Source organism: Pseudomonas sp. LBUM1648, assembly GCF_059716145.1.
Genome location: NZ_CP166808.1, coordinates 2238060 through 2257531 on the forward strand (window position 1 = coordinate 2238060; position 19472 = coordinate 2257531).

At 59.9% G+C, this 19472-nt stretch carries 17 protein-coding genes and 3 tRNA genes; 19 read left to right on the forward strand and 1 reads right to left on the reverse strand.

Translation table 11 applies throughout. The annotated features are described in order from the left end of the window. Positions 1 to 127: 127 nt before the first annotated feature. The 7 genes from leuC (at position 128) to ACA043_RS10190 (ending at position 9538) form a co-directional block, all read left to right on the forward strand. The gene (gene leuC / locus ACA043_RS10160) at positions 128 to 1546 is read left to right on the forward strand and encodes a 3-isopropylmalate dehydratase large subunit (protein WP_187676931.1); all 1419 of its coding nucleotides are present in this window, start codon (positions 128 to 130) and stop codon (positions 1544 to 1546) included. Positions 1547 to 1556: 10 nt separating this feature from the next. Next, positions 1557 to 2201 carry a 3-isopropylmalate dehydratase small subunit gene (gene leuD, locus ACA043_RS10165; RefSeq protein WP_489878728.1) on the forward strand — a complete coding sequence of 215 codons (645 nt, stop codon included), beginning with the start codon at positions 1557 to 1559 and terminating at the stop codon, positions 2199 to 2201. Positions 2202 to 2337: 136 nt separating this feature from the next. After that, positions 2338 to 3105, forward strand: coding sequence for a class I SAM-dependent methyltransferase (locus ACA043_RS10170; RefSeq protein WP_401265676.1), 768 nt, complete (start codon positions 2338 to 2340; stop codon positions 3103 to 3105). 55 nt (positions 3106 to 3160) lie between these two features. Continuing rightward, on the forward strand, positions 3161 to 4243 hold the full coding sequence (gene leuB / locus ACA043_RS10175) for a 3-isopropylmalate dehydrogenase (protein ID WP_489878729.1): 1083 nt from the start codon (positions 3161 to 3163) through the stop codon (positions 4241 to 4243). Positions 4244 to 4309: 66 nt separating this feature from the next. Then, entirely contained in the window at positions 4310 to 5422 is a 1113-nt protein-coding gene (asd, locus tag ACA043_RS10180) for an aspartate-semialdehyde dehydrogenase (RefSeq protein ID WP_187676935.1), read from the forward strand. A 248-nt stretch (positions 5423 to 5670) separates the two neighbouring features. Next, on the forward strand, positions 5671 to 6681 hold the full coding sequence (locus tag ACA043_RS10185) for an aspartate-semialdehyde dehydrogenase (RefSeq protein WP_489878730.1): 1011 nt from the start codon (positions 5671 to 5673) through the stop codon (positions 6679 to 6681). Between the two features lie 208 nt (positions 6682 to 6889). After that, complete coding sequence (locus ACA043_RS10190) at positions 6890 to 9538, forward strand: motility hub landmark protein FimV (RefSeq protein WP_497659109.1); 2649 nt, start codon at positions 6890 to 6892, stop codon at positions 9536 to 9538. A gap of 1 nt (position 9539) precedes the next feature. On the opposite strand, the gene ACA043_RS10195 is transcribed toward ACA043_RS10190, so the two are convergent. Beyond that, on the reverse strand, positions 9540 to 9749 hold the full coding sequence (locus ACA043_RS10195) for a hypothetical protein (protein ID WP_497659110.1): 210 nt from the start codon (positions 9747 to 9749) through the stop codon (positions 9540 to 9542). 19 nt (positions 9750 to 9768) lie between these two features. Between ACA043_RS10195 and truA the strand changes: the two genes are divergently transcribed. From truA to ACA043_RS10255, 12 genes are all read left to right on the forward strand, one after another. After that, the gene (gene truA, locus ACA043_RS10200) at positions 9769 to 10593 is read left to right on the forward strand and encodes a tRNA pseudouridine(38-40) synthase TruA (RefSeq protein WP_497659632.1); all 825 of its coding nucleotides are present in this window, start codon (positions 9769 to 9771) and stop codon (positions 10591 to 10593) included. 64 nt (positions 10594 to 10657) lie between these two features. Further along, on the forward strand, positions 10658 to 11278 hold the full coding sequence (locus ACA043_RS10205; protein ID WP_401272083.1) for a phosphoribosylanthranilate isomerase: 621 nt from the start codon (positions 10658 to 10660) through the stop codon (positions 11276 to 11278). 205 nt (positions 11279 to 11483) lie between these two features. Then, complete coding sequence (accD, locus tag ACA043_RS10210; protein WP_016984535.1) at positions 11484 to 12404, forward strand: acetyl-CoA carboxylase, carboxyltransferase subunit beta; 921 nt, start codon at positions 11484 to 11486, stop codon at positions 12402 to 12404. Beyond that, entirely contained in the window at positions 12401 to 13708 is a 1308-nt protein-coding gene (folC, locus tag ACA043_RS10215) for a bifunctional tetrahydrofolate synthase/dihydrofolate synthase (protein WP_497659111.1), read from the forward strand. The genes accD and folC overlap by 4 nt, the downstream gene beginning before the upstream one ends. Next, positions 13692 to 14348, forward strand: coding sequence for an SPOR domain-containing protein (locus ACA043_RS10220; RefSeq protein ID WP_489878732.1), 657 nt, complete (start codon positions 13692 to 13694; stop codon positions 14346 to 14348). The genes folC and ACA043_RS10220 overlap by 17 nt, the downstream gene beginning before the upstream one ends. A gap of 98 nt (positions 14349 to 14446) precedes the next feature. Continuing rightward, complete coding sequence (locus ACA043_RS10225; RefSeq protein ID WP_007913461.1) at positions 14447 to 15007, forward strand: CvpA family protein; 561 nt, start codon at positions 14447 to 14449, stop codon at positions 15005 to 15007. 41 nt (positions 15008 to 15048) lie between these two features. Continuing rightward, the gene (purF, locus tag ACA043_RS10230) at positions 15049 to 16554 is read left to right on the forward strand and encodes an amidophosphoribosyltransferase (protein WP_086793216.1); all 1506 of its coding nucleotides are present in this window, start codon (positions 15049 to 15051) and stop codon (positions 16552 to 16554) included. Between the two features lie 80 nt (positions 16555 to 16634). Beyond that, positions 16635 to 17846, forward strand: a complete 1212-nt coding sequence (locus ACA043_RS10235) for an O-succinylhomoserine sulfhydrylase (RefSeq protein ID WP_489878733.1) — start codon at positions 16635 to 16637, stop codon at positions 17844 to 17846. Further along, on the forward strand, positions 17843 to 18619 hold the full coding sequence (locus tag ACA043_RS10240) for an SDR family oxidoreductase (protein WP_497659112.1): 777 nt from the start codon (positions 17843 to 17845) through the stop codon (positions 18617 to 18619). The genes ACA043_RS10235 and ACA043_RS10240 overlap by 4 nt, the downstream gene beginning before the upstream one ends. A 90-nt stretch (positions 18620 to 18709) precedes the next feature. Further along, a tRNA-Val gene (locus tag ACA043_RS10245) sits at positions 18710 to 18785 on the forward strand. Between the two features lie 55 nt (positions 18786 to 18840). Next, positions 18841 to 18917, forward strand: a tRNA-Asp gene (locus ACA043_RS10250). Between the two features lie 93 nt (positions 18918 to 19010). Next, positions 19011 to 19087, forward strand: a tRNA-Asp gene (locus ACA043_RS10255). The last annotated feature ends 385 nt before the right edge of the window (positions 19088 to 19472 follow it).

Consider the following 19472-nt stretch of genomic DNA (forward strand, 5'->3'; position numbering starts at 1 on the left):
TTGGTTATCCAAAGCATAAAAAATATGAATTTGAGTTATTTAATCTAACCCCATAGGATCGGCCTCACAAGCCAAAGGGTTATTGATAAGCCCAAGGCATAGAAACAAGCTGATGAGGAACCGTCTGATGGCCGGCAAAACGCTCTACGACAAGCTCTGGGATTCGCATTTGGTCAAACAGCGCGACGATGGCTCGGCGCTGATCTACATCGACCGTCACATCATTCACGAAGTGACTTCGCCGCAAGCCTTTGAAGGCCTGCGTCTGGCCGGGCGCAAGCCTTGGCGCATCGATGCCAACATCGCGACCCCGGATCACAACGTACCGACCACGCCAGAGCGCAAGGGCGGCATCGCCGCGATTGCCGATCAGGTCTCGCGTTTGCAGGTTCAGACCCTCGACGACAACTGCGATGAATACGGCATCGTCGAATTCAAGATGAACGACGTGCGCCAAGGCATCGTCCACGTGATCAGCCCGGAGCAGGGCGCGACCTTGCCGGGCATGACCGTGGTCTGCGGCGACTCCCACACCTCGACCCACGGCGCATTCGGCGCCTTGGCTCACGGTATCGGCACTTCCGAAGTCGAGCACGTGCTCGCCACCCAGTGCCTGGTCGCCAAAAAAATGAAGAACATGCTGGTGCGCGTCGAAGGCCAGTTGCCGTTCGGCGTGACCGCCAAGGACATCGTCCTCGCCGTTATCGGCAAGATCGGCACTGCCGGCGGTAACGGCCACGCTATCGAATTCGCCGGCAGCGCGATCCGCGACTTGTCCGTCGAAGGCCGCATGACCATCTGCAACATGTCCATCGAAGCCGGCGCCCGTGTGGGTCTGGTGGCAGCGGATCAAAAGACGGTCGATTACGTGAAAGGTCGCCCATTCGCACCAAAAGGCGCGCAGTGGGACATGGCAGTCGAAGCCTGGAAAGAGCTGGTGTCCGACGCCGACGCCAAGTTCGACACCGTGGTTGAACTCGACGCCGCGCAGATCAAGCCACAAGTCAGCTGGGGCACTTCGCCGGAGATGGTTTTGGCCGTTGATCAGAACGTGCCGGACCCGGCCAAAGAGATGGATCTGGTCAAACGCGACTCGATCGTCCGCGCCTTGAAATACATGGGTTTGACCGCCAATCAGGCGATCACCGACATTCAGCTCGATCGCGTGTTTATCGGCTCCTGCACCAACTCGCGAATTGAAGACTTGCGCGCTGCCGCCGTGATCGCCAAGGGCCGCAAGGTGGCTTCGACTATCAAGCAAGCGATCGTGGTGCCGGGTTCGGGTCTGGTGAAGGCGCAGGCTGAATCCGAAGGTCTGGACAAGATTTTCCTCGAAGCCGGTTTCGAATGGCGCGAGCCGGGTTGCTCGATGTGCCTGGCGATGAACCCGGACCGCTTGGAGTCCGGCGAGCATTGCGCCTCGACCTCCAACCGTAACTTCGAAGGCCGTCAGGGCGCCGGTGGCCGTACCCACCTCGTCAGCCCGGCCATGGCTGCTGCGGCAGCGGTGAACGGTCGTTTCATCGACGTTCGTGAATTGATTTAAGGAGCGCAGCATGAAAGCTTTTACCCAGCACACTGGCCTTGTCGCGCCCTTGGATCGTGCCAACGTCGACACCGATCAGATCATTCCGAAGCAATTCTTGAAGTCGATCAAGCGCACCGGTTTCGGCCCTAACCTGTTCGACGAATGGCGTTACCTGGATGTCGGTCAGCCGTACCAGGACAACTCCAAGCGCCCGCTGAACAAGGACTTCGTCCTCAACGCCGAGCGTTATCAAGGCGCCAGCGTGTTGCTGGCCCGCGAGAACTTCGGTTGCGGCTCCAGCCGTGAACACGCGCCGTGGGCGCTGGAAGAATACGGTTTCCGCAGCATCATCGCGCCGAGCTACGCCGACATCTTCTTCAACAACAGCTTCAAGAACGGCTTGCTGCCGATCATCCTCAGCGACGCTGAAGTCGACGAACTGTTCAAACAGGTCGAAGCCGAGCCGGGCTATCAATTGCAGGTTGATCTTCAAGCACAGACCGTGACCCGCCCGGATGGCAAGGTTTACAGCTTTGAGATCGATGCGTTCCGTAAGCATTGCTTGCTCAACGGTCTGGACGATATTGGCCTGACCTTGCAAGACCACAAAGCGATTGCGACGTTTGAAGCGAAACATCGGGTGAGTCAGCCGTGGTTGTTCCGCGACGCATAATTGATTCGAGATTGATGCAGTCAGGGCTGGCCCCTTCGCGAGCAGGCTCGCTCCCACACTTGAAATGCATTCCCCTGTGGGAGCGAGCCTGCTCGCGAAGATGGCAGCTCAAACAACACAAATGCAGGATGAGACCATGACCAGCACCGCCCAGCACACTCAGGTCGTACAGAAGCAATTCGGTGAACAGGCCGCCGCCTACCTGAGCAGCGCCGTTCACGCTCAAGGCACTGAATTTGCGCTGCTACAGGCTGAACTGGCAGGGCAGGGCGAGGCGCGGGTGCTGGATCTGGGGTGTGGCGCCGGTCACGTGAGTTTTCACGTCGCGCCGCTGGTCAAGGAAGTGGTTGCCTATGACCTGTCGCAGCAGATGCTCGACGTGGTGGCTACCGCTGCCGTTGATCGCGGTCTGAACAATATTTCCACGGTCAACGGCGCCGCCGAGCGTCTGCCGTTTGCCGATGGCGAGTTCGACTTCGTGTTCAGCCGTTATTCGGCGCATCACTGGAGCGACCTCGGTCTGGCCCTGCGCGAAGTGCGTCGGGTGCTGAAGCCGGGCGGCGTGGCGGCGTTTGTTGACGTGTTGTCACCGGGCAGCCCGTTGTTCGACACTTACCTGCAAAGCGTCGAAGTGCTGCGCGACACCAGCCATGTGCGCGATTATTCCGCCGGCGAGTGGTTGCGTCAGGTCAGCGAAGCCGGTCTGCATACCCGCAGCACCACGCGTCAACGCCTGCGTCTGGAATACAGCAGTTGGGTCGAGCGCATGCGCACACCCGAAGTGATGCGCGCGGCGATCCGCCAGTTGCAGCAGTCGATGGGCAACGAAGTGCGCGAATATTTTGAGATTGATGCCGATGGCTCGTTCAGTACAGATGTGATTGTGTTGATGGCTGAACGCTAAGAATTTTTCCGGGAGTGCCAGTAAACGGCGCACCGATTGAAGACACGAGGAAAGCATGAGCAAGCAGATTCTGATTCTCCCAGGTGACGGTATTGGTCCGGAAATCATGGCCGAAGCGGTCAAGGTGCTGGAGCTGGCCAACGACAAATACAGTCTGGGCTTCGAGCTGAGTCATGACGTGATCGGTGGCGCGGCCATCGACAAGCACGGCGTGCCGCTGGCTGACGAAACCCTCGCCCGTGCCCGCGCTGCCGATGCTGTGCTGCTGGGCGCCGTGGGTGGGCCGAAATGGGACACCATCGAGCGCGACATTCGCCCTGAGCGCGGTCTGCTGAAAATTCGTGCGCAACTGGGCCTGTTCGGCAACCTGCGTCCGGCGATTCTCTATCCGCAATTGGCCGACGCTTCCAGCCTGAAGCCGGAAATCGTTGCCGGTCTGGACATCCTGATCGTCCGTGAGCTGACCGGTGGCATCTACTTCGGCGCGCCGCGTGGCACCCGCGAGCTGGAAAACGGCGAGCGTCAGGCCTACGACACGCTGCCGTACAGCGAAAGCGAAATCCGCCGCATCGCCCGCGTTGGTTTCGATATGGCCATGGTGCGTGGCAAGAAGCTGTGCTCGGTGGACAAGGCCAACGTGCTGGCGTCCAGCCAACTGTGGCGTGAAGTGGTTGAGCAGGTGGCCAAGGATTACCCGGAAGTCGAACTGAGCCACATGTACGTCGACAACGCGGCCATGCAACTGGTGCGCGCGCCGAAGCAGTTCGACGTGATCGTCACCGACAACCTGTTCGGCGACATTCTGTCCGACGAAGCGTCGATGCTCACCGGCTCCATCGGCATGCTCCCGTCGGCCTCACTGGATGCCAACAACAAGGGCATGTACGAGCCTTGCCACGGTTCGGCGCCAGACATCGCCGGAAAGGGCATTGCCAATCCGTTAGCGACGATTCTGTCGGTGTCGATGATGCTGCGTTATAGCTTCAATCTGCAGGATGCGGCCGATGCCATCGAGAAAGCCGTCAGCGTCGTGCTCGATCAAGGGCTGCGCACCGGCGACATCTATTCGGCCGGTTGCACTAAAGTCGGTACGCAGGAAATGGGCGACGCAGTAGTCGCCGCGCTGCGGAATCTGTAATCTCTCGGGCCCGCTGCGAAATTCAATACAAAGCAGCGGCCCACTTTTCAAGAAGGTGTAGTTGCGATGAAACGTGTAGGTCTGATCGGTTGGCGCGGTATGGTCGGTTCCGTGCTCATGCAGCGGATGCTGGAAGAGCAGGATTTCGATCTTATCGAGCCGGTGTTTTTCACCACTTCCAATGTCGGTGGCCAAGGCCCGTCCGTGGGCAAGGATATTGCTCCGCTCAAGGACGCTTACAGCATTGAAGAGCTGAAAACCCTCGACGTGATCCTGACGTGCCAGGGCGGCGACTACACCAGCGAAGTGTTCCCCAAGCTGCGCGAAGCCGGCTGGCAGGGTTACTGGATCGACGCGGCTTCCAGCCTGCGCATGAACGATGACGCGGTCATCATTCTCGATCCGGTCAACCGCAAGGTTATCGACCAGCAACTGGATGCGGGCACCAAGAACTACATCGGCGGCAACTGCACCGTCAGCCTGATGCTGATGGGCCTGGGCGGTCTGTTCGAGGCCGGTCTGGTCGAGTGGATGAGCGCCATGACCTATCAGGCGGCCTCTGGTGCCGGCGCGCAGAACATGCGTGAACTGATCAAGCAGATGGGCGCGACTCACGCCGCTGTTGCCGATCAACTGGCCGATCCCGCCAGCGCGATCCTCGACATCGATCGTCGCGTGGCTGAAGCCATGCGCAGCGAAGCGTACCCGACCGAGAACTTCGGCGTGCCGCTGGCCGGCAGCCTGATCCCGTGGATCGACAAGGAATTGCCGAACGGCCAGAGCCGCGAAGAGTGGAAGGCCCAGGCCGAGACCAACAAGATTCTGGGTCGCTTCAAGAGCCCGATCCCGGTCGACGGCATCTGCGTGCGCATCGGCGCCATGCGTTGCCACAGCCAGGCGCTGACCATCAAGCTGAACAAAGACGTACCGATCGCCGACATCGAAGGGCTGATCAGCCAGCACAATCCTTGGGTCAAACTGGTGCCGAACCAGCGCGAGATCAGCATGCAGGAGCTGAGCCCGACCAAGGTCACCGGCACTCTGAATGTTCCGGTCGGTCGTTTGCGCAAGCTGAACATGGGTTCGCAGTTCGTCGGTGCTTTCACCGTCGGCGACCAACTGCTGTGGGGCGCGGCCGAACCGCTGCGTCGCATGCTGCGGATCCTGTTGGAACGTTGATCGATTGAAGCCATGAAAGAACCCGTGCCTTGTGAGAGGTGCGGGTTTTTTTATGTCCTAAGTTTCTCGGGCGACTGTGCCAGCCTCTTCGCGAGCAGGCTCGCTCCCACAGGGGAATGCATTTCAAGGTGGGAGCGAGCCTGCTCGCGAAGGGGCCGGTCGAGGCACCGCAAATCCCGGACAGAAATTGCCTGTGCGGCACTCACCCGGTAAAGTGCCGCTCCCCCCGTTTCGCCAGAGGCCGCACCATGACCCAGACCCTAGATATTGCCGTGATCGGCGCCACCGGTACTGTCGGCGAAACCCTTGTACAGATTCTCCAAGAGCGCGACTTCCCGGTCGGCAACCTGCACCTGCTGGCCAGCAGTGAATCCGCTGGCAGTTCGGTGCTGTTCCGTAACAAGAACGTGCGCGTGCGTGAAGTCGACGAGTTCGATTTCAGCAAGGTCAAACTGGTGTTCTTTGCCGCCGGTGCTGCCGTCTCGCTAAGCTACGCCGCTCGCGCTCATGCTGCCGGTTGCTCGCTGATCGATCTGTCCGGCGCCTTGCCGGCCGATCAGGCGCCGCAAGTGGTGCCGGAAGCCAACGCCGCTGTACTCGCCGGTTTGAAAGCGCCGTTCCAGGTCAGCAGTCCAAGCCCGTCGGCCACCACGCTCGCCGTGGTGCTGGCGCCGCTGCTTGATCTGATCGACCTGCAATACGTCAATGTCACCGCCAATCTGGCCGTTTCCGCCCAAGGTCGCGAAGCCGTGACCGAACTGGCGAGACAGACCGCCGAACTGCTGAACATGCGCCCGCTGGAGCCAACATTTTTCGACCGTCAAATGGCTTTCAACCTGCTGGCGCAGGTCGGCACCCCCGACGCACAAGGCCATACGCTGCTGGAAAAACGCCTGGTGCGTGAGTTGCGTCAGGTGCTGGCGCAGCCTTTATTAAAGATTTCCGCAACTTGCGTTCAAGCCCCGGTGTTTTTTGGCGATAGCTTTAGCGTGACCTTGCAGTCAGCGAAGGCCGTGGACCTGGAAAAGGTCAATGCCGCGCTCGAAGCTGCGTCGGGTATCGAACTGGTCGAAGCGGGTGATTACCCGACAGCAGTTGGTGACGCGGTCGGGCAGGACGTTGTTTATGTCGGGCGCGTGCGCAGTGGTGTCGACGACCCGGCGGAACTAAATCTGTGGCTGACGTCAGATAACGTACGCAAAGGCGCCGCCCTCAATGCTGTGCAGGTGGCTGAATTGTTGATAAAAGACCTGCTGTAAAAGATACTTGGCAACAATTTGTCGACTGAATCTAGGTGAGCGCTATGCTTGGCCGGAGCACTCGATAACGTTTTACCCTCCGGGACTTTCCGGGGCATCAAAGAAATGATCGCGCGCGACACCTGTCGTCGTCGCGCGCAATGCCTTACGGCAGCGGCAATCAACATCTTCTCGCTGGCCGAGGAACGTTCAAACAAAGGATGAGGCTATGGTTCAAGTTCGCAAACTGGTGTTAGCAATAGCGGCCGCCTCGGCGCTGTCCTCCGGTATGGCGCATGCCCTCGGGCTCGGGGAGCTGACCCTGAAGTCGACCCTGAACCAGCCGCTGGTGGCCGAGATCGAGCTGCTCGACGTCAAGGATCTCACCGCTGCCGAAGTGGTGCCGAGCCTCGCCTCGCCGGAAGATTTCGCCAAGGCCGGTGTTGATCGCCAGGCATTCCTTAACGATCTGACGTTTACCCCGGTGCTCAACGCCAGCGGCAAGAGCGTGTTGCGCGTGACCTCGAGCAAGCCACTGTCGGAACCGATGGTGAAATTCCTCGTCCAGGTGATGTGGCCGAATGGCCGTCTGCTGCGCGATTACAGCGTGCTGCTGGATCCGTCGAAGTTCTCGCCGCAGACCGCTGATGCTGCCGCTCAGCCAGCACCGTCGCAAACCGTCACTGCGCCGACCACTGGCGCCACTCACTCGAATCAATACACCACCACGCCGCGCGATACCCTGTGGGAAATCGCCGCGAAGGCGCGCACCGGCGGTTCGGTGCAGCAGACCATGCTGGCCATTCAAGCGCTGAACCCGGATGCGTTCATTGGCGGCAACATCAATCGATTGAAAACCGGCCAGGTGCTGCGTCTGCCTGACTCGGTACAAAGTACTTCGCTGCCACAGTCGAAAGCTATTGCTGAAGTCGCGGCACAAAACGAAGCATGGCGTCAGGGGCGTCGTTACGTGGCCAAGCCTGGCACTGGCCAGCAGCAACTCGATGCGACTAATCGTGGTCGCGGCAATGCCGGCGCTTCGCCCAATGCCCAGGACAATCTGAGCCTGGTCTCCGCCGAAAGCGCCAAGGCGCGCGGCAACGGCCCGGCCGGCGATGCCAAGGCCCTGAGCAACAAGCTCGCCGTGACCCAGGAAAGCCTCGACACGACCCGTCGTGACAACGAGGAACTGAAAAGCCGCATGTCCGATCTGCAAAGTCAGCTGGACAAGCTGCAAAAGCTGATCGAACTGAAGAACAATCAACTGGCGAAGATGCAGGCTGAAGGGTCGGGTGCCGCGCCAGCCGCCAATCCTGCCGTCGCACCGGTTCCAGCGATCACTGCCGAACTGGCCGCCACTCCGCCAGCCACACCAGCAGAAGCGGCAGCGGCATCGCCTACGCCGGAATCGGCTATTGCGCCGCCGGCTGAGACACCGGCTGAAACTCCGGTGGTCGAGCCGAAACCGGTTGTCGATGACGAGAAGACGTTTAACGAGTTGCTGACCAATCCGATCCTGCTGGGTCTGATCGGTGGCGGTGCTGTGGTTCTGCTGCTCCTGCTGTTGCTTTTGGCCCGTCGCCGTAAAGCCCAGCAGGAAGCCGAGAAACATGTGCGCATGGCCCGCGCCCTGGCTGAAGAACAAGAGTTCTCCGCCGAGCAGGATCTGCCGGAAAGCAGCTTTGAAGGTCTGGAAACACCGGCCGCCAGCGTCAAACTGAACACGCCAACTCCTGCGCCATCTCCAATCCCGGCAGCAGTAGTTGCGCCGGTGGTCATGGCCGAACCGATTGCCGCGCCACTGGTTGCCCCGGCAGCCGAGCGCTCCGACGACGTGCTGGACAAGGCGCAGTCGCACATCAATGCCGGTCGCCTGAATCAGGCAGCCGCGTTGCTGGAAGAGGGCGTCAGCTTTGAGCCACAGCGCAGCGACCTGCGTCTGAAGCTGATGGAAGTTTACGGTCAGCAAGGTGATCGTGATGCGTTCGTTGCTCAGGAGCGTCAGCTGGTGGCCAATGGCGACAACTTCGCCAAGGTCGAAGAGCTGAAAAGCCGCTTCCCGGCCATGGCCGTAGCGGTCGCCGGCGGTCTGGCGGCAGCGGCTATTGCTGCCGAGCTGGATGCGCAGTACGTCAAGGATCTGCTGCTGGATGAGCCGCAAGCGCCGGAATCGACTCCTGTTGAAGACAATCTCGACAGCGCGTTTGATCTGAGTCTGGACGATCTCGACAACATTACCCCGGTTGAGCCTGCGCCAGTGGTCGAGCCAGAAGCTCCGATCGAGCTCGACGAGTTCCCGTCGGACGATGACCTGAGCTTCGAGTCGGTGCTGCAACAGCAGACCGAAATCAAAGAGAATCTGGACGATCTGTCGGACTTCGACCTGGACATGGACCTTGGCGCTGAGCCTGCGCCCGTGGCATTGGCCGATGACGACTTCCTGCTGGATCTGGACGAAGGCGTGAAGGATCTGCCAGCTGTCGAGGCGCCGGTCGTTGCCGACGTGCCGCAGGATGACCTGGAGCTGCCAGCCGATTTCGATCTGTCGCTGGCTGACGAAATGGACAGCAATCCGGCCGAGCCTGATGCGTTTGCTGCCGAACTGGACGATGTCAACGCCGAGCTGGATCGTCTGTCGCAAAGCATCGCCGAACCGACTTTCACCGAAGCCGATGCGGCAATGGGTGATGATCTGGGCGAAGATGATTTCGACTTCCTTGCCGGTACTGACGAAGCGGCCACCAAACTCGATCTGGCCCAGGCCTACATCGATATGGGCGACAGCGACGGTGCACGCGACATCCTCAACGAAGTGTTGACCGAAGGTGACGAGAAACAGCGCGGCGAAGCGAAGGAAATGCTTTCCAACCTGGCCTGAGTCAGCGTTCAGCAGTCAACAGAACGGCAGCCCATCGAGGCTGCCGTTTTTGTTTGTTTTTCCAAAAGCAAAAGATCGCAGCCTTCGACAGCTCCTGCATCGTGATCCGCGTTTTTATGTAGGAGCTGTCGAAGGCTGCGATCTTTTGATCTTGAGGCCCTATAATGCCCGCCTTTGCAAAAACAGCAGGCTGTCCCACCTTGGCAAACATAGATAACCCGGTCGCCGAAATGGCCCCCGACGGCTTTTACCGCGTCGCGCTTGGCGTTGAATACAAAGGCTCGCGCTACAGCGGCTGGCAGCGTCAGTTAACGGGTGTGTCGACGGTGCAGGAAGAGCTTGAGAAAGCCCTGTCGAAAGTCGCCAATGCGCCGGTTTCCCTGCAGTGTGCCGGCCGTACCGACGCAGGCGTGCACGCCTGCGGACAAGTGGTGCATTTCGACACTCAGGTCAATCGCTCGCTGAAAGCCTGGGTGATGGGCGCCAATATCAACCTGCCCCACGACATCAGCGTCAGTTGGGCGCGGGTCATGCCGGCGCATTTTCACGCGCGGTTCAAAGCCATCGCCCGGCGTTATCGTTACGTCATCTACAACGACCAGATTCGTCCGGCGCATCTCAACGAAGAAATCACCTGGAACCACCGCCCGCTGGATGTCGAGCGCATGGCCGAGGCCGCTCAGTATCTGATAGGCACTCATGATTTCAGCGCCTTCCGCGCAGGGCAATGTCAGGCCAAATCACCGATCAAGAAGATGCATCACCTGCGCGTCACCCGTCACGGCAAGATGATCGTGCTCGACATTCGCGCCAACGCCTTCCTGCATCACATGGTGCGCAACATCGCCGGCGTGCTGATGACCATCGGTGCTGGCGAGCGGCCAGTTGAGTGGATGAAGGAAGTGCTGGAAAGCCGCGAACGCCGTTCCGGTGGTGTCACGGCGCATCCATATGGGTTGTATCTCGTGCAGGTCGAGTACCACGACGAATTCCCGTTGCCCGAGCGTTTTATCGGGCCACACTTCCTTACGGGTTTCTCGGAACTTGACGGCTGACGCCCTCGAGCGCTTTTGTTACCATCCGGGACTTTCCCGGATTTGCCTCGGAGTTTTTCTCGACATGTCAGCCGTTCGCAGCAAGATCTGCGGGATTACCCGCATAGAAGATGCGCTGGCCGCCGTTGAGGCTGGGGCGGATGCGATCGGATTCGTGTTTTACCCCAAGAGCCCGCGCGCGGTAACCGTGCAGCAGGCTCGGGCGATCATCAAGGCATTGCCGCCGTTCGTGACCACGGTAGGGCTGTTCGTTAATGCCAGCCGCTGTGAGTTGGGGGAAATCCTCGATGCCGTACCGCTGGATCTGTTGCAGTTTCACGGTGACGAGACCGCTGAGGAGTGTGAAGGCTGGCATCGTCCGTACATCAAGGCGCTGCGAGTCAAGGCTGGCGATGATATTGCTGCCGCCTGCAACGCTTATCCGAGTGCCAGCGGCGTATTGCTTGATACCTACGTTGAAGGTGTGCCCGGCGGAACCGGCGAGGCGTTTGACTGGTCATTGATTCCTCGGGAGTTGAGTAAGCCGCTGATTCTGGCGGGCGGGCTCACTCCGGAGAACGTCGCAGATGCCGTGGCGCGGGTTCACCCGTATGCAGTCGATGTCAGCGGCGGGGTAGAGGCGAGCAAGGGCATCAAGGATCACGCAAAGATTCGCGCGTTTATCAACGCTGTACGCGGGATATGAATGTGACGGCTGGCGAACTGCCGCCGTCCATCAATGCACCTGCATAAAGCAGGCGAGGCTGAGGGTTTCCGGATGGCACGCAGGTCATGTTTCGCACTGACCGTGGCTGTCCAGCAATCATCGCCACACACATGAATTTAGCTGAAGGGCATACGCGGGGCTGCGAACCAGAGCGTTCGGGCCGCCGGTACTGGAGAAAGAAAGCATGAGCAACTGGTTAGTAGACAAACTGATCCCTTCGATCATGCGTTCGGAGGTCAAGAAGAGCTCGGTGCCTGAAGGTCTGTGGCACAAATGCCCGTCCTGCGAGGCTGTGCTGTATCGTCCGGAGCTGGAAAAGACCCTGGACGTTTGCCCCAAGTGCAACCACCACATGCGCATCGGCGCACGTGCGCGTATCGACATCTTCCTCGATGCCGAAGGTCGCAACGAACTGGGTGCCGATCTGGAGCCGGTTGACCGTCTGAAATTCCGCGACGGCAAGAAGTACAAGGATCGCCTGACCGCTGCGCAGAAGCAGACTGGCGAAAAAGACGCACTGATTTCCGTAAGTGGCACCCTGCTGGGCATGCCGGTGGTGGTTTCGGCGTTTGAATTCAGCTTCATGGGCGGCTCCATGGGCGCCATCGTTGGTGAGCGTTTCGTACGCGCTGCCAACTACGCACTGGAAAATCGTTGCCCGATGATTTGCTTCGCCGCCTCCGGTGGTGCGCGTATGCAGGAAGCCCTGATCTCGCTGATGCAGATGGCCAAGACTTCGGCCGTGCTGGCGCGTCTGCGTGAAGAAGGCATTCCGTTCATCTCCGTACTGACCGATCCGGTCTACGGCGGCGTTTCCGCCAGTCTGGCGATGCTCGGCGACGTGATCGTCGGCGAACCTAAGGCTCTGATCGGTTTCGCCGGTCCGCGTGTCATCGAGCAGACCGTACGTGAAAAACTTCCGGAAGGCTTCCAGCGCAGTGAATTCCTGCTGGAGCACGGTGCGATCGACATGATCATCCACCGTCAGGAACTTCGCCCACGTCTGGGTAACCTGCTGGCACAAATGACTGGCAAGCCGACGCCAAAATTCGTCGCGGCGCCAATCGAGCCGATCGTGGTTCCGCCCGTGCCTGCTGGCCTATGACCGAGCGCACCCTTGGCGAGTGGCTCGCCTACCTTGAGCAGTTGCATCCGTCGGCCATCGACATGGGCCTGGAGCGTTCGCAACAGGTAGCGTCCCGCATGGGGCTGGGCCAGCCGGCGCCTCGGGTGATTACGGTCACCGGCACCAACGGCAAGGGGTCGACCTGCGCATTCGTGGCTTCGTTGCTACGGGCGCAGGGCCTGAGCGTTGGTGTCTACAATTCTCCGCACCTGCTGCGTTACAACGAGCGGGTGCAGCTCAATGGTGTCGAAGCCACTGACGCACAGCTGTGCGAAGCCTTTGCAGCGGTCGAGGCCGGGCGCGGCGAAACTTCCCTGACTTACTTCGAAATGGGCACCCTGGCGGCGTTCTGGCTGTTTCAACAGGCCGGGCTCGATGCGGTGGTGCTGGAAGTCGGTCTGGGCGGGCGTCTGGACACGGTCAACGTGGTAGACGCCGATATCGCGCTGGTCACCAGCATTGGCGTCGATCACGCCGATTATCTGGGCGACACCCGTGAGTCGGTGGCCTTCGAGAAGGCTGGTATCTTCCGCCAGGGCAAGCCTGCCTTGTGTGGCGACCTGAATCCTCCGCAACCGTTGCTCGATAAAGCGCGCGAACTGGCATGCCCGTTCTTTCTGCGTGGACGCGACTTTGACCTTGGCATCACTGACCAGAACTGGCAGTGGCGCGGCACCGATGCGCAGGGCCAGGTTGTCGAATTGCACGACTTGCCATTGCTCGATCTGCCGATGGAAAACGCCGCGCTGGCGTTGCAGGCTTATCTGCTGCTCGGTTTGCCATGGAGTGCCCGGCAAATTGTGGCCGCCTTGCAGGCGACTCGCGTGGTCGGTCGGCTGGATCGTCGTTCGTTCCAATGGAACGGCAAGCGCCTGAATCTGTTACTGGATGTGGGTCATAACCCGCACGCGGCCGAGTATTTAGCCCGTTGTCTGGCCTCGCGACCTCCGGTCGGCAAGCGTCTGGCGGTGTTCGGCTTGCTGGCGGACAAGGATCTGGATGGTGTTGTCAGCGAATTGAATGCTAGTGTCCAGCACTGGGCCGTGGCGCCGCTGGATTCGCCGCGCGCGCGTCCGGTAGCAGAATTGCATGCGACCTTGCAGAACCTTGGCGCATCGGTCACGTCTTACGACAGTGTTGCCGCCGCTTTGGAAGGGCAGTGCGCAGTCGCAACCCGCGACGACGAGATTCTGTTGTTCGGATCATTTTATTGTGTCGCCGAGGCCCTTGAATGGCTGGCCCGGCGCTCCACGGAGGAAGCGGCAAATGGCTTTGCTGGATAAAGCGTACAAGCAGCGCATGGTTGGCGCGCTGGTGCTGGTAGCGCTGGCGGTGATTTTCCTGCCGATGCTGTTTTCCCGTCAGGACGAACAGCGGCAAGTGACTGTCGAGGCCCCGGCTGCTCCGCAAGCCCCTTCTGTGCCGCAGGTGCAATTGGAATCGGTGGCCGTGCCTGAGCCGCAAGCTTTGCCGCAAGAACCTGTGCCAACGGATGAAGAGGTCGCAGAAGACACTGCACCTGCTGCACCGATCGCGCCTGCCCCGGCGCCGACAGCTCCCATAGCAATCGCCAAACCGACTGCGCCGCCTGCGGTGGCCAAGCCGATTCCGGCGCCTGCTCAGCCGATCGCTGCTGCGTCGACCAAGCCTGATGCCGCGCAAAGCCGTGTCGATGCCAATGGTCTGTCGGTGAGCTGGTCGGTTCAACTGGCGAGCCTGTCGAGTCGCGCCAGCGCCGAAAGCTTGCAAAAAAACCTGCGCAGCCAGGGGTATAACGCTTACATCCGCTCTGCCGATGGCAAGAATCGGGTGTTCGTCGGGCCGCTGATCGAGCGTGCCGAGGCCGATCGTCTGCGTGATCTGTTGAGCCGTCAGCAGAACCTCAAGGGCTTTGTCGTGCGCTTCCAGCCCGAGCGTGGCTAAGATCTATCGATTCGATTGAAATGCACTGAAAATCGCAGCTTACCGATAGCCATGCGCTCTGCTAAAATGCGCCGCCTTATCCGTCTGTAGGCTGCACTGTGCCATTTACCTGGGTTGACTGGGCGATCGTTGCAATCATCGCCATCTCCGCTTTGATCAGTTTGAGCCGCGGCTTCGTCAAGGAAGCATTATCGCTGGTGACCTGGATCATCGCAGGAGTCGTCGCCTGGATGTTCGGTGGCTCACTGTCCGAGTACCTCGCCGGATACATCGAAACCCCATCGGCTCGCGTGATCGCGGGCTGTGCCATCATGTTTGTCGCCACACTGATCGTGGGCGCAATGATCAATTATCTTATCGGCGAGTTGGTTCGCGTCACCGGGTTGTCCGGGACCGACCGATTCCTGGGCATGGCCTTCGGCGCTGCGCGTGGCGTGTTGCTGGTGGTCGTGGCAGTCGGGCTATTGAGCCTGGGGCCGGTACAGCAGGACGGGTGGTGGAAAGAATCACAGCTCGTGCCAAAGTTTCTATTGGTCGCCGACTGGTCCAAAAACCTGATTCTCGGGTGGAGCAGTCAGTGGCTTGCCAGCGGAATCAGCGTACCCGCTGATATTCCGTTCAAGGAGCAACTCTTGCCGTCGGCGAAAACGCCACAGTGAGTGTTGTTCAGTTCAGATCCATTAAGTAGGGGTTGCGTCGCATGTGTGGCATCGTCGGTATCGTCGGTAAGTCGAACGTCAATCAGGCGCTGTATGACGCGCTAACCGTGCTCCAGCACCGCGGCCAGGACGCTGCCGGTATCGTGACCAGCCATGATGGCCGGTTGTTCTTGCGCAAGGACAATGGCCTGGTGCGTGACGTGTTTCATCAGCGCCACATGCAGCGTCTGGTCGGCCATATGGGTATCGGCCACGTCCGCTACCCGACAGCGGGCAGCTCGACTTCGGCCGAAGCCCAGCCGTTTTACGTCAACTCGCCTTACGGCATCACTCTGGCGCATAACGGTAACCTGACCAACGTTGAGCAGTTGGCCAAAGAAATCTACGAATCCGATCTGCGTCACGTCAACACCAGTTCCGACTCGGAAGTGCTGCTCAACGTGTTCGCTCACGAGCTGGCCCAGCGCGGCAAGCTGCAACCGACCGAAGAAGACGTGTTTGCCGCGGTGACCGATGTGCACAACCGTTGCGTCGGCGGTTACGCGGTAGTAGCGATGATCACCGGTTACGGCATCGTCGGTTTCCGCGACCCACACGGCATCCGCCCGATCGTGTTCGGCCAGCGTCATACCGACGAAGGCGTCGAGTACATGATCGCCTCGGAAAGCGTTTCGCTGGACGTGCTCGGTTTCACCCTGATTCGCGACCTGGCGCCGGGCGAAGCGGTCTACATCACTGAAGACGGCAAGCTGCACACCCGTCAGTGCGCGACCAACCCGTCCCTGACCCCGTGCATCTTCGAACACGTCTATCTGGCGCGTCCGGACTCGATCATCGACGGTGTGTCGGTGTACAAGGCTCGTCTGCGCATGGGTGAGAAGCTTGCCGAGAAGATCCTCCGCGAGCGTCCTGAGCACGACATCGACGTGGTCATCCCGATTCCGGACACCAGCCGCACCGCAGCGCTGGAGCTGGCCAATCATCTGGGCGTGAAATTCCGCGAGGGTTTCGTCAAGAACCGTTACATCGGCCGTACCTTCATCATGCCGGGCCAGGCTGCCCGCAAGAAATCGGTACGCCAGAAGCTCAACGCCATCGAGCTGGAGTTCCGCGGCAAGAACGTGATGCTGGTGGATGACTCCATCGTGCGCGGCACCACGTGCAAGCAGATCATTCAGATGGCCCGCGAAGCCGGCGCGAAAAACGTCTACTTCTGCTCGGCTGCTCCGGCAGTGCGCTTCCCGAACGTCTACGGCATCGACATGCCGAGCGCTCACGAGCTGATCGCCCACAACCGTTCGACTCAGGACGTGGCTGATCTGATCGGCGCAGACTGGCTGATCTATCAGGACTTGCCTGACTTGATCGAAGCGGTCGGTGGCGGCAAGATCAAGATCGAGAACTTCGATTGCGCGGTGTTCGACGGCAAGTACGTCACCGGCGACGTCGACGAGGCTTATCTGGACAAGATCGAACAGGCACGCAACGATGCCTCGAAGGTCAAAACCCAGGCGGTCAGTGCGATCATCGATCTGTACAACAACTGAGTTTCTACCGGCCCTGAGGGGCCGGTTTTGTATCTGGCAAAAGACTTTTATTTATTTAGAACAGGGCGAGGAGTGACAGCATGAGTCAGGAATGGGATGCCGGTCGGCTGGACAGCGATCTCGAAGGCGTAGCGTTCGATACCCTGGCCGTACGTGCCGGTCAGCACCGTACGCCGGAAGGCGAGCACGGTGATCCGATGTTCTTCACCTCCAGCTATGTGTTCCGCACCGCTGCTGACGCGGCCGCGCGGTTTGCCGGGGAAGTGCCGGGCAACGTTTACTCGCGTTACACCAATCCGACCGTGCGCGCGTTCGAAGAGCGCATCGCCGCGCTGGAAAGTGCCGAGCAGGCAGTTGCGACTGCGACCGGTATGGCCGCGATCATGGCTGTGGTCATGAGCCTGTGCAGTGCCGGCGATCACGTGCTGGTATCGCGCAGCGTGTTCGGTTCGACGATCAGTCTGTTCGAGAAGTACTTCAAGCGTTTCGGCGTGGAAGTCGATTACGTACCGTTGGCCGAGCTGTCGGCCTGGGATGCGGCGATCAAGTCCAACACCAAATTGCTCTTTGTCGAGTCGCCGTCCAATCCGCTGGCTGAGCTGGTGGACATCGCTGCGCTGGCGCAAATCGCTCACGCCAAAGGCGCAATGCTGGTGGTCGACAACTGCTTCTGCACGCCTGCGTTGCAGCAGCCGCTGAAGCTCGGCGCCGATATCGTCGTGCATTCTGCGACCAAGTTCATCGACGGTCAGGGCCGTTGCATGGGCGGCGTGGTTGCCGGTCGCGCCGAGCAGATGAAAGAGGTAGTCGGCTTCCTGCGTACCGCCGGGCCGACCCTGAGTCCGTTCAATGCGTGGATCTTCCTCAAAGGTCTGGAAACCTTGAACCTGCGGATGAAGGCCCACTGTGCCAATGCCCAGCAACTGGCCGAATGGCTGGAGCAGCAGGATGGCATCGAGAAAGTCCATTACGCCGGTCTCAAGAGTCATCCGCAGCATGAGCTGGCGCAGCGTCAGCAGAAGGGCTTCGGTGCAGTGGTGAGTTTTGAGGTCAAGGGCGGCAAAGAGGGCGCGTGGCGCTTTATCGACGCGACGCGGTTGATTTCGATCACCGCCAACCTCGGCGACAGCAAAACCACCATCACCCACCCGAGCACCACGTCCCACGGTCGTCTGGCGCCGCAGGAGCGTGAAGCGGCGGGCATTCGTGACAGTCTGATTCGCGTTGCGGTCGGTCTGGAAGACGTGGCTGATCTGCAAGCCGATCTGGCGCGCGGTCTGGCGGCATTGTGATCGAGTTGTCCACTCCGAAAGCCGCCACCCATGGCCGCGTTGCGCTGGTCACGGGGGCTGCGCGCGGCATCGGTCTTGGTATCGCGGCATGGCTGATCAGTGAAGGCTGGCAAGTGGTGCTGACTGACCTGGATCGTGCGCGTGGTTCGAAAGTGGCGAAAGTGCTGGGCGAAAACGCCTGGTTCATTGCCATGGACGTTGCCGATGAAAGTCAGGTGGCTCTCGGTGTGGCCGAAGTGCTGGGGCAGTTTGGCCGTCTCGATGCGCTGGTGTGCAACGCGGCGGTGGCCGATCCGCACAACATCACCCTGGAAAGCCTTGATCTGGTTTACTGGAACCGGGTGTTGGCGGTGAATCTCAGTGGGCCGATGCTGTTGGCCAAGCACTGCGCGCCGTATCTGCGTGCGCATAACGGCTCGATCGTCAATCTGGCATCGACGCGTGCCGGGCAGTCTGAGCCGGATACTGAGGCCTATGCAGCGAGCAAGGGTGGATTGCTGGCACTGACGCATGCGCTGGCCATCAGCCTTGGGCCGGAGATTCGCGTCAATGCGGTCAGCCCGGGCTGGATCGATGCGCGGGATCCGTCTGCGCGTCGGGCTGAGCCCCTGGCTGATGCCGATCATGCCCAGCATCCGGCGGGCAGGGTAGGGACGGTCGAGGATGTGGCGGCGATGGTTGCCTGGCTGCTATCGCGCAATGCCGGGTTTGTTACCGGGCAGGAATTTGTGGTCGATGGCGGTATGACCAAGAAGATGATCTATACGGAATGACTCTATTTCGTCTTTTTTAGAAAAACTTCAATCCTGCTATTGACTTAGGTTCGCTACCTGCGTAAATTTCGCGGCCTCGGAGATGCAAACGGGTGATTAGCTCAGCTGGGAGAGCGTCTGCCTTACAAGCAGAATGTCGGCGGTTCGATCCCGTCATCACCCACCACTTCCGACTAACTTGCTAAAGCAAGAGCGTAGGCTGAAAGTGCCTGCACCGACGCGCAGCGGTAGTTCAGTCGGTTAGAATACCGGCCTGTCACGCCGGGGGTCGCGGGTTCGAGTCCCGTCCGCTGCGCCATATTTAACGAATCAGACATGTCTGGTTCGCGATTGCAAAGCACCGAAGCTTTCAGTCAAAACGAGTTACTTGAGCGCAAGCTCAAAGCGATACGCAGCGGTAGTTCAGTCGGTTAGAATACCGGCCTGTCACGCCGGGGGTCGCGGGTTCGAGTCCCGTCCGCTGCGCCATATCTGCTTCAAGGACCCACTGAACGCCTTGAAGCACCGAAGTCAGCATTGCTGAGTCGGATCCGATAGCAAAGACCCTGGTCGAAAGACCGGGGTTTTTTGTGTCTGAAATTTGACCCTCCACTCTCTCTCTCTTCCTGTTCCCCCCATCCACTGTCCAATACAGATCCCGCATAGGCACGCCTGGTTATCCCTACGGACCTGCTGCGATGCCACGTCGCATTGATTTTTTGATTCTTTAGTCAAATTTTTGTAACTGGTTGTTTGCCGCGGCCGAAGAAACCTTTAAAGTTAACCTTTCGGTCAGCTTTGCACTGTCAACACAGCTCTTTGCTTCGCCAGAAAGAGCTTCTGCAAGACTCGAGATTCCCAGTAGATAACCAGA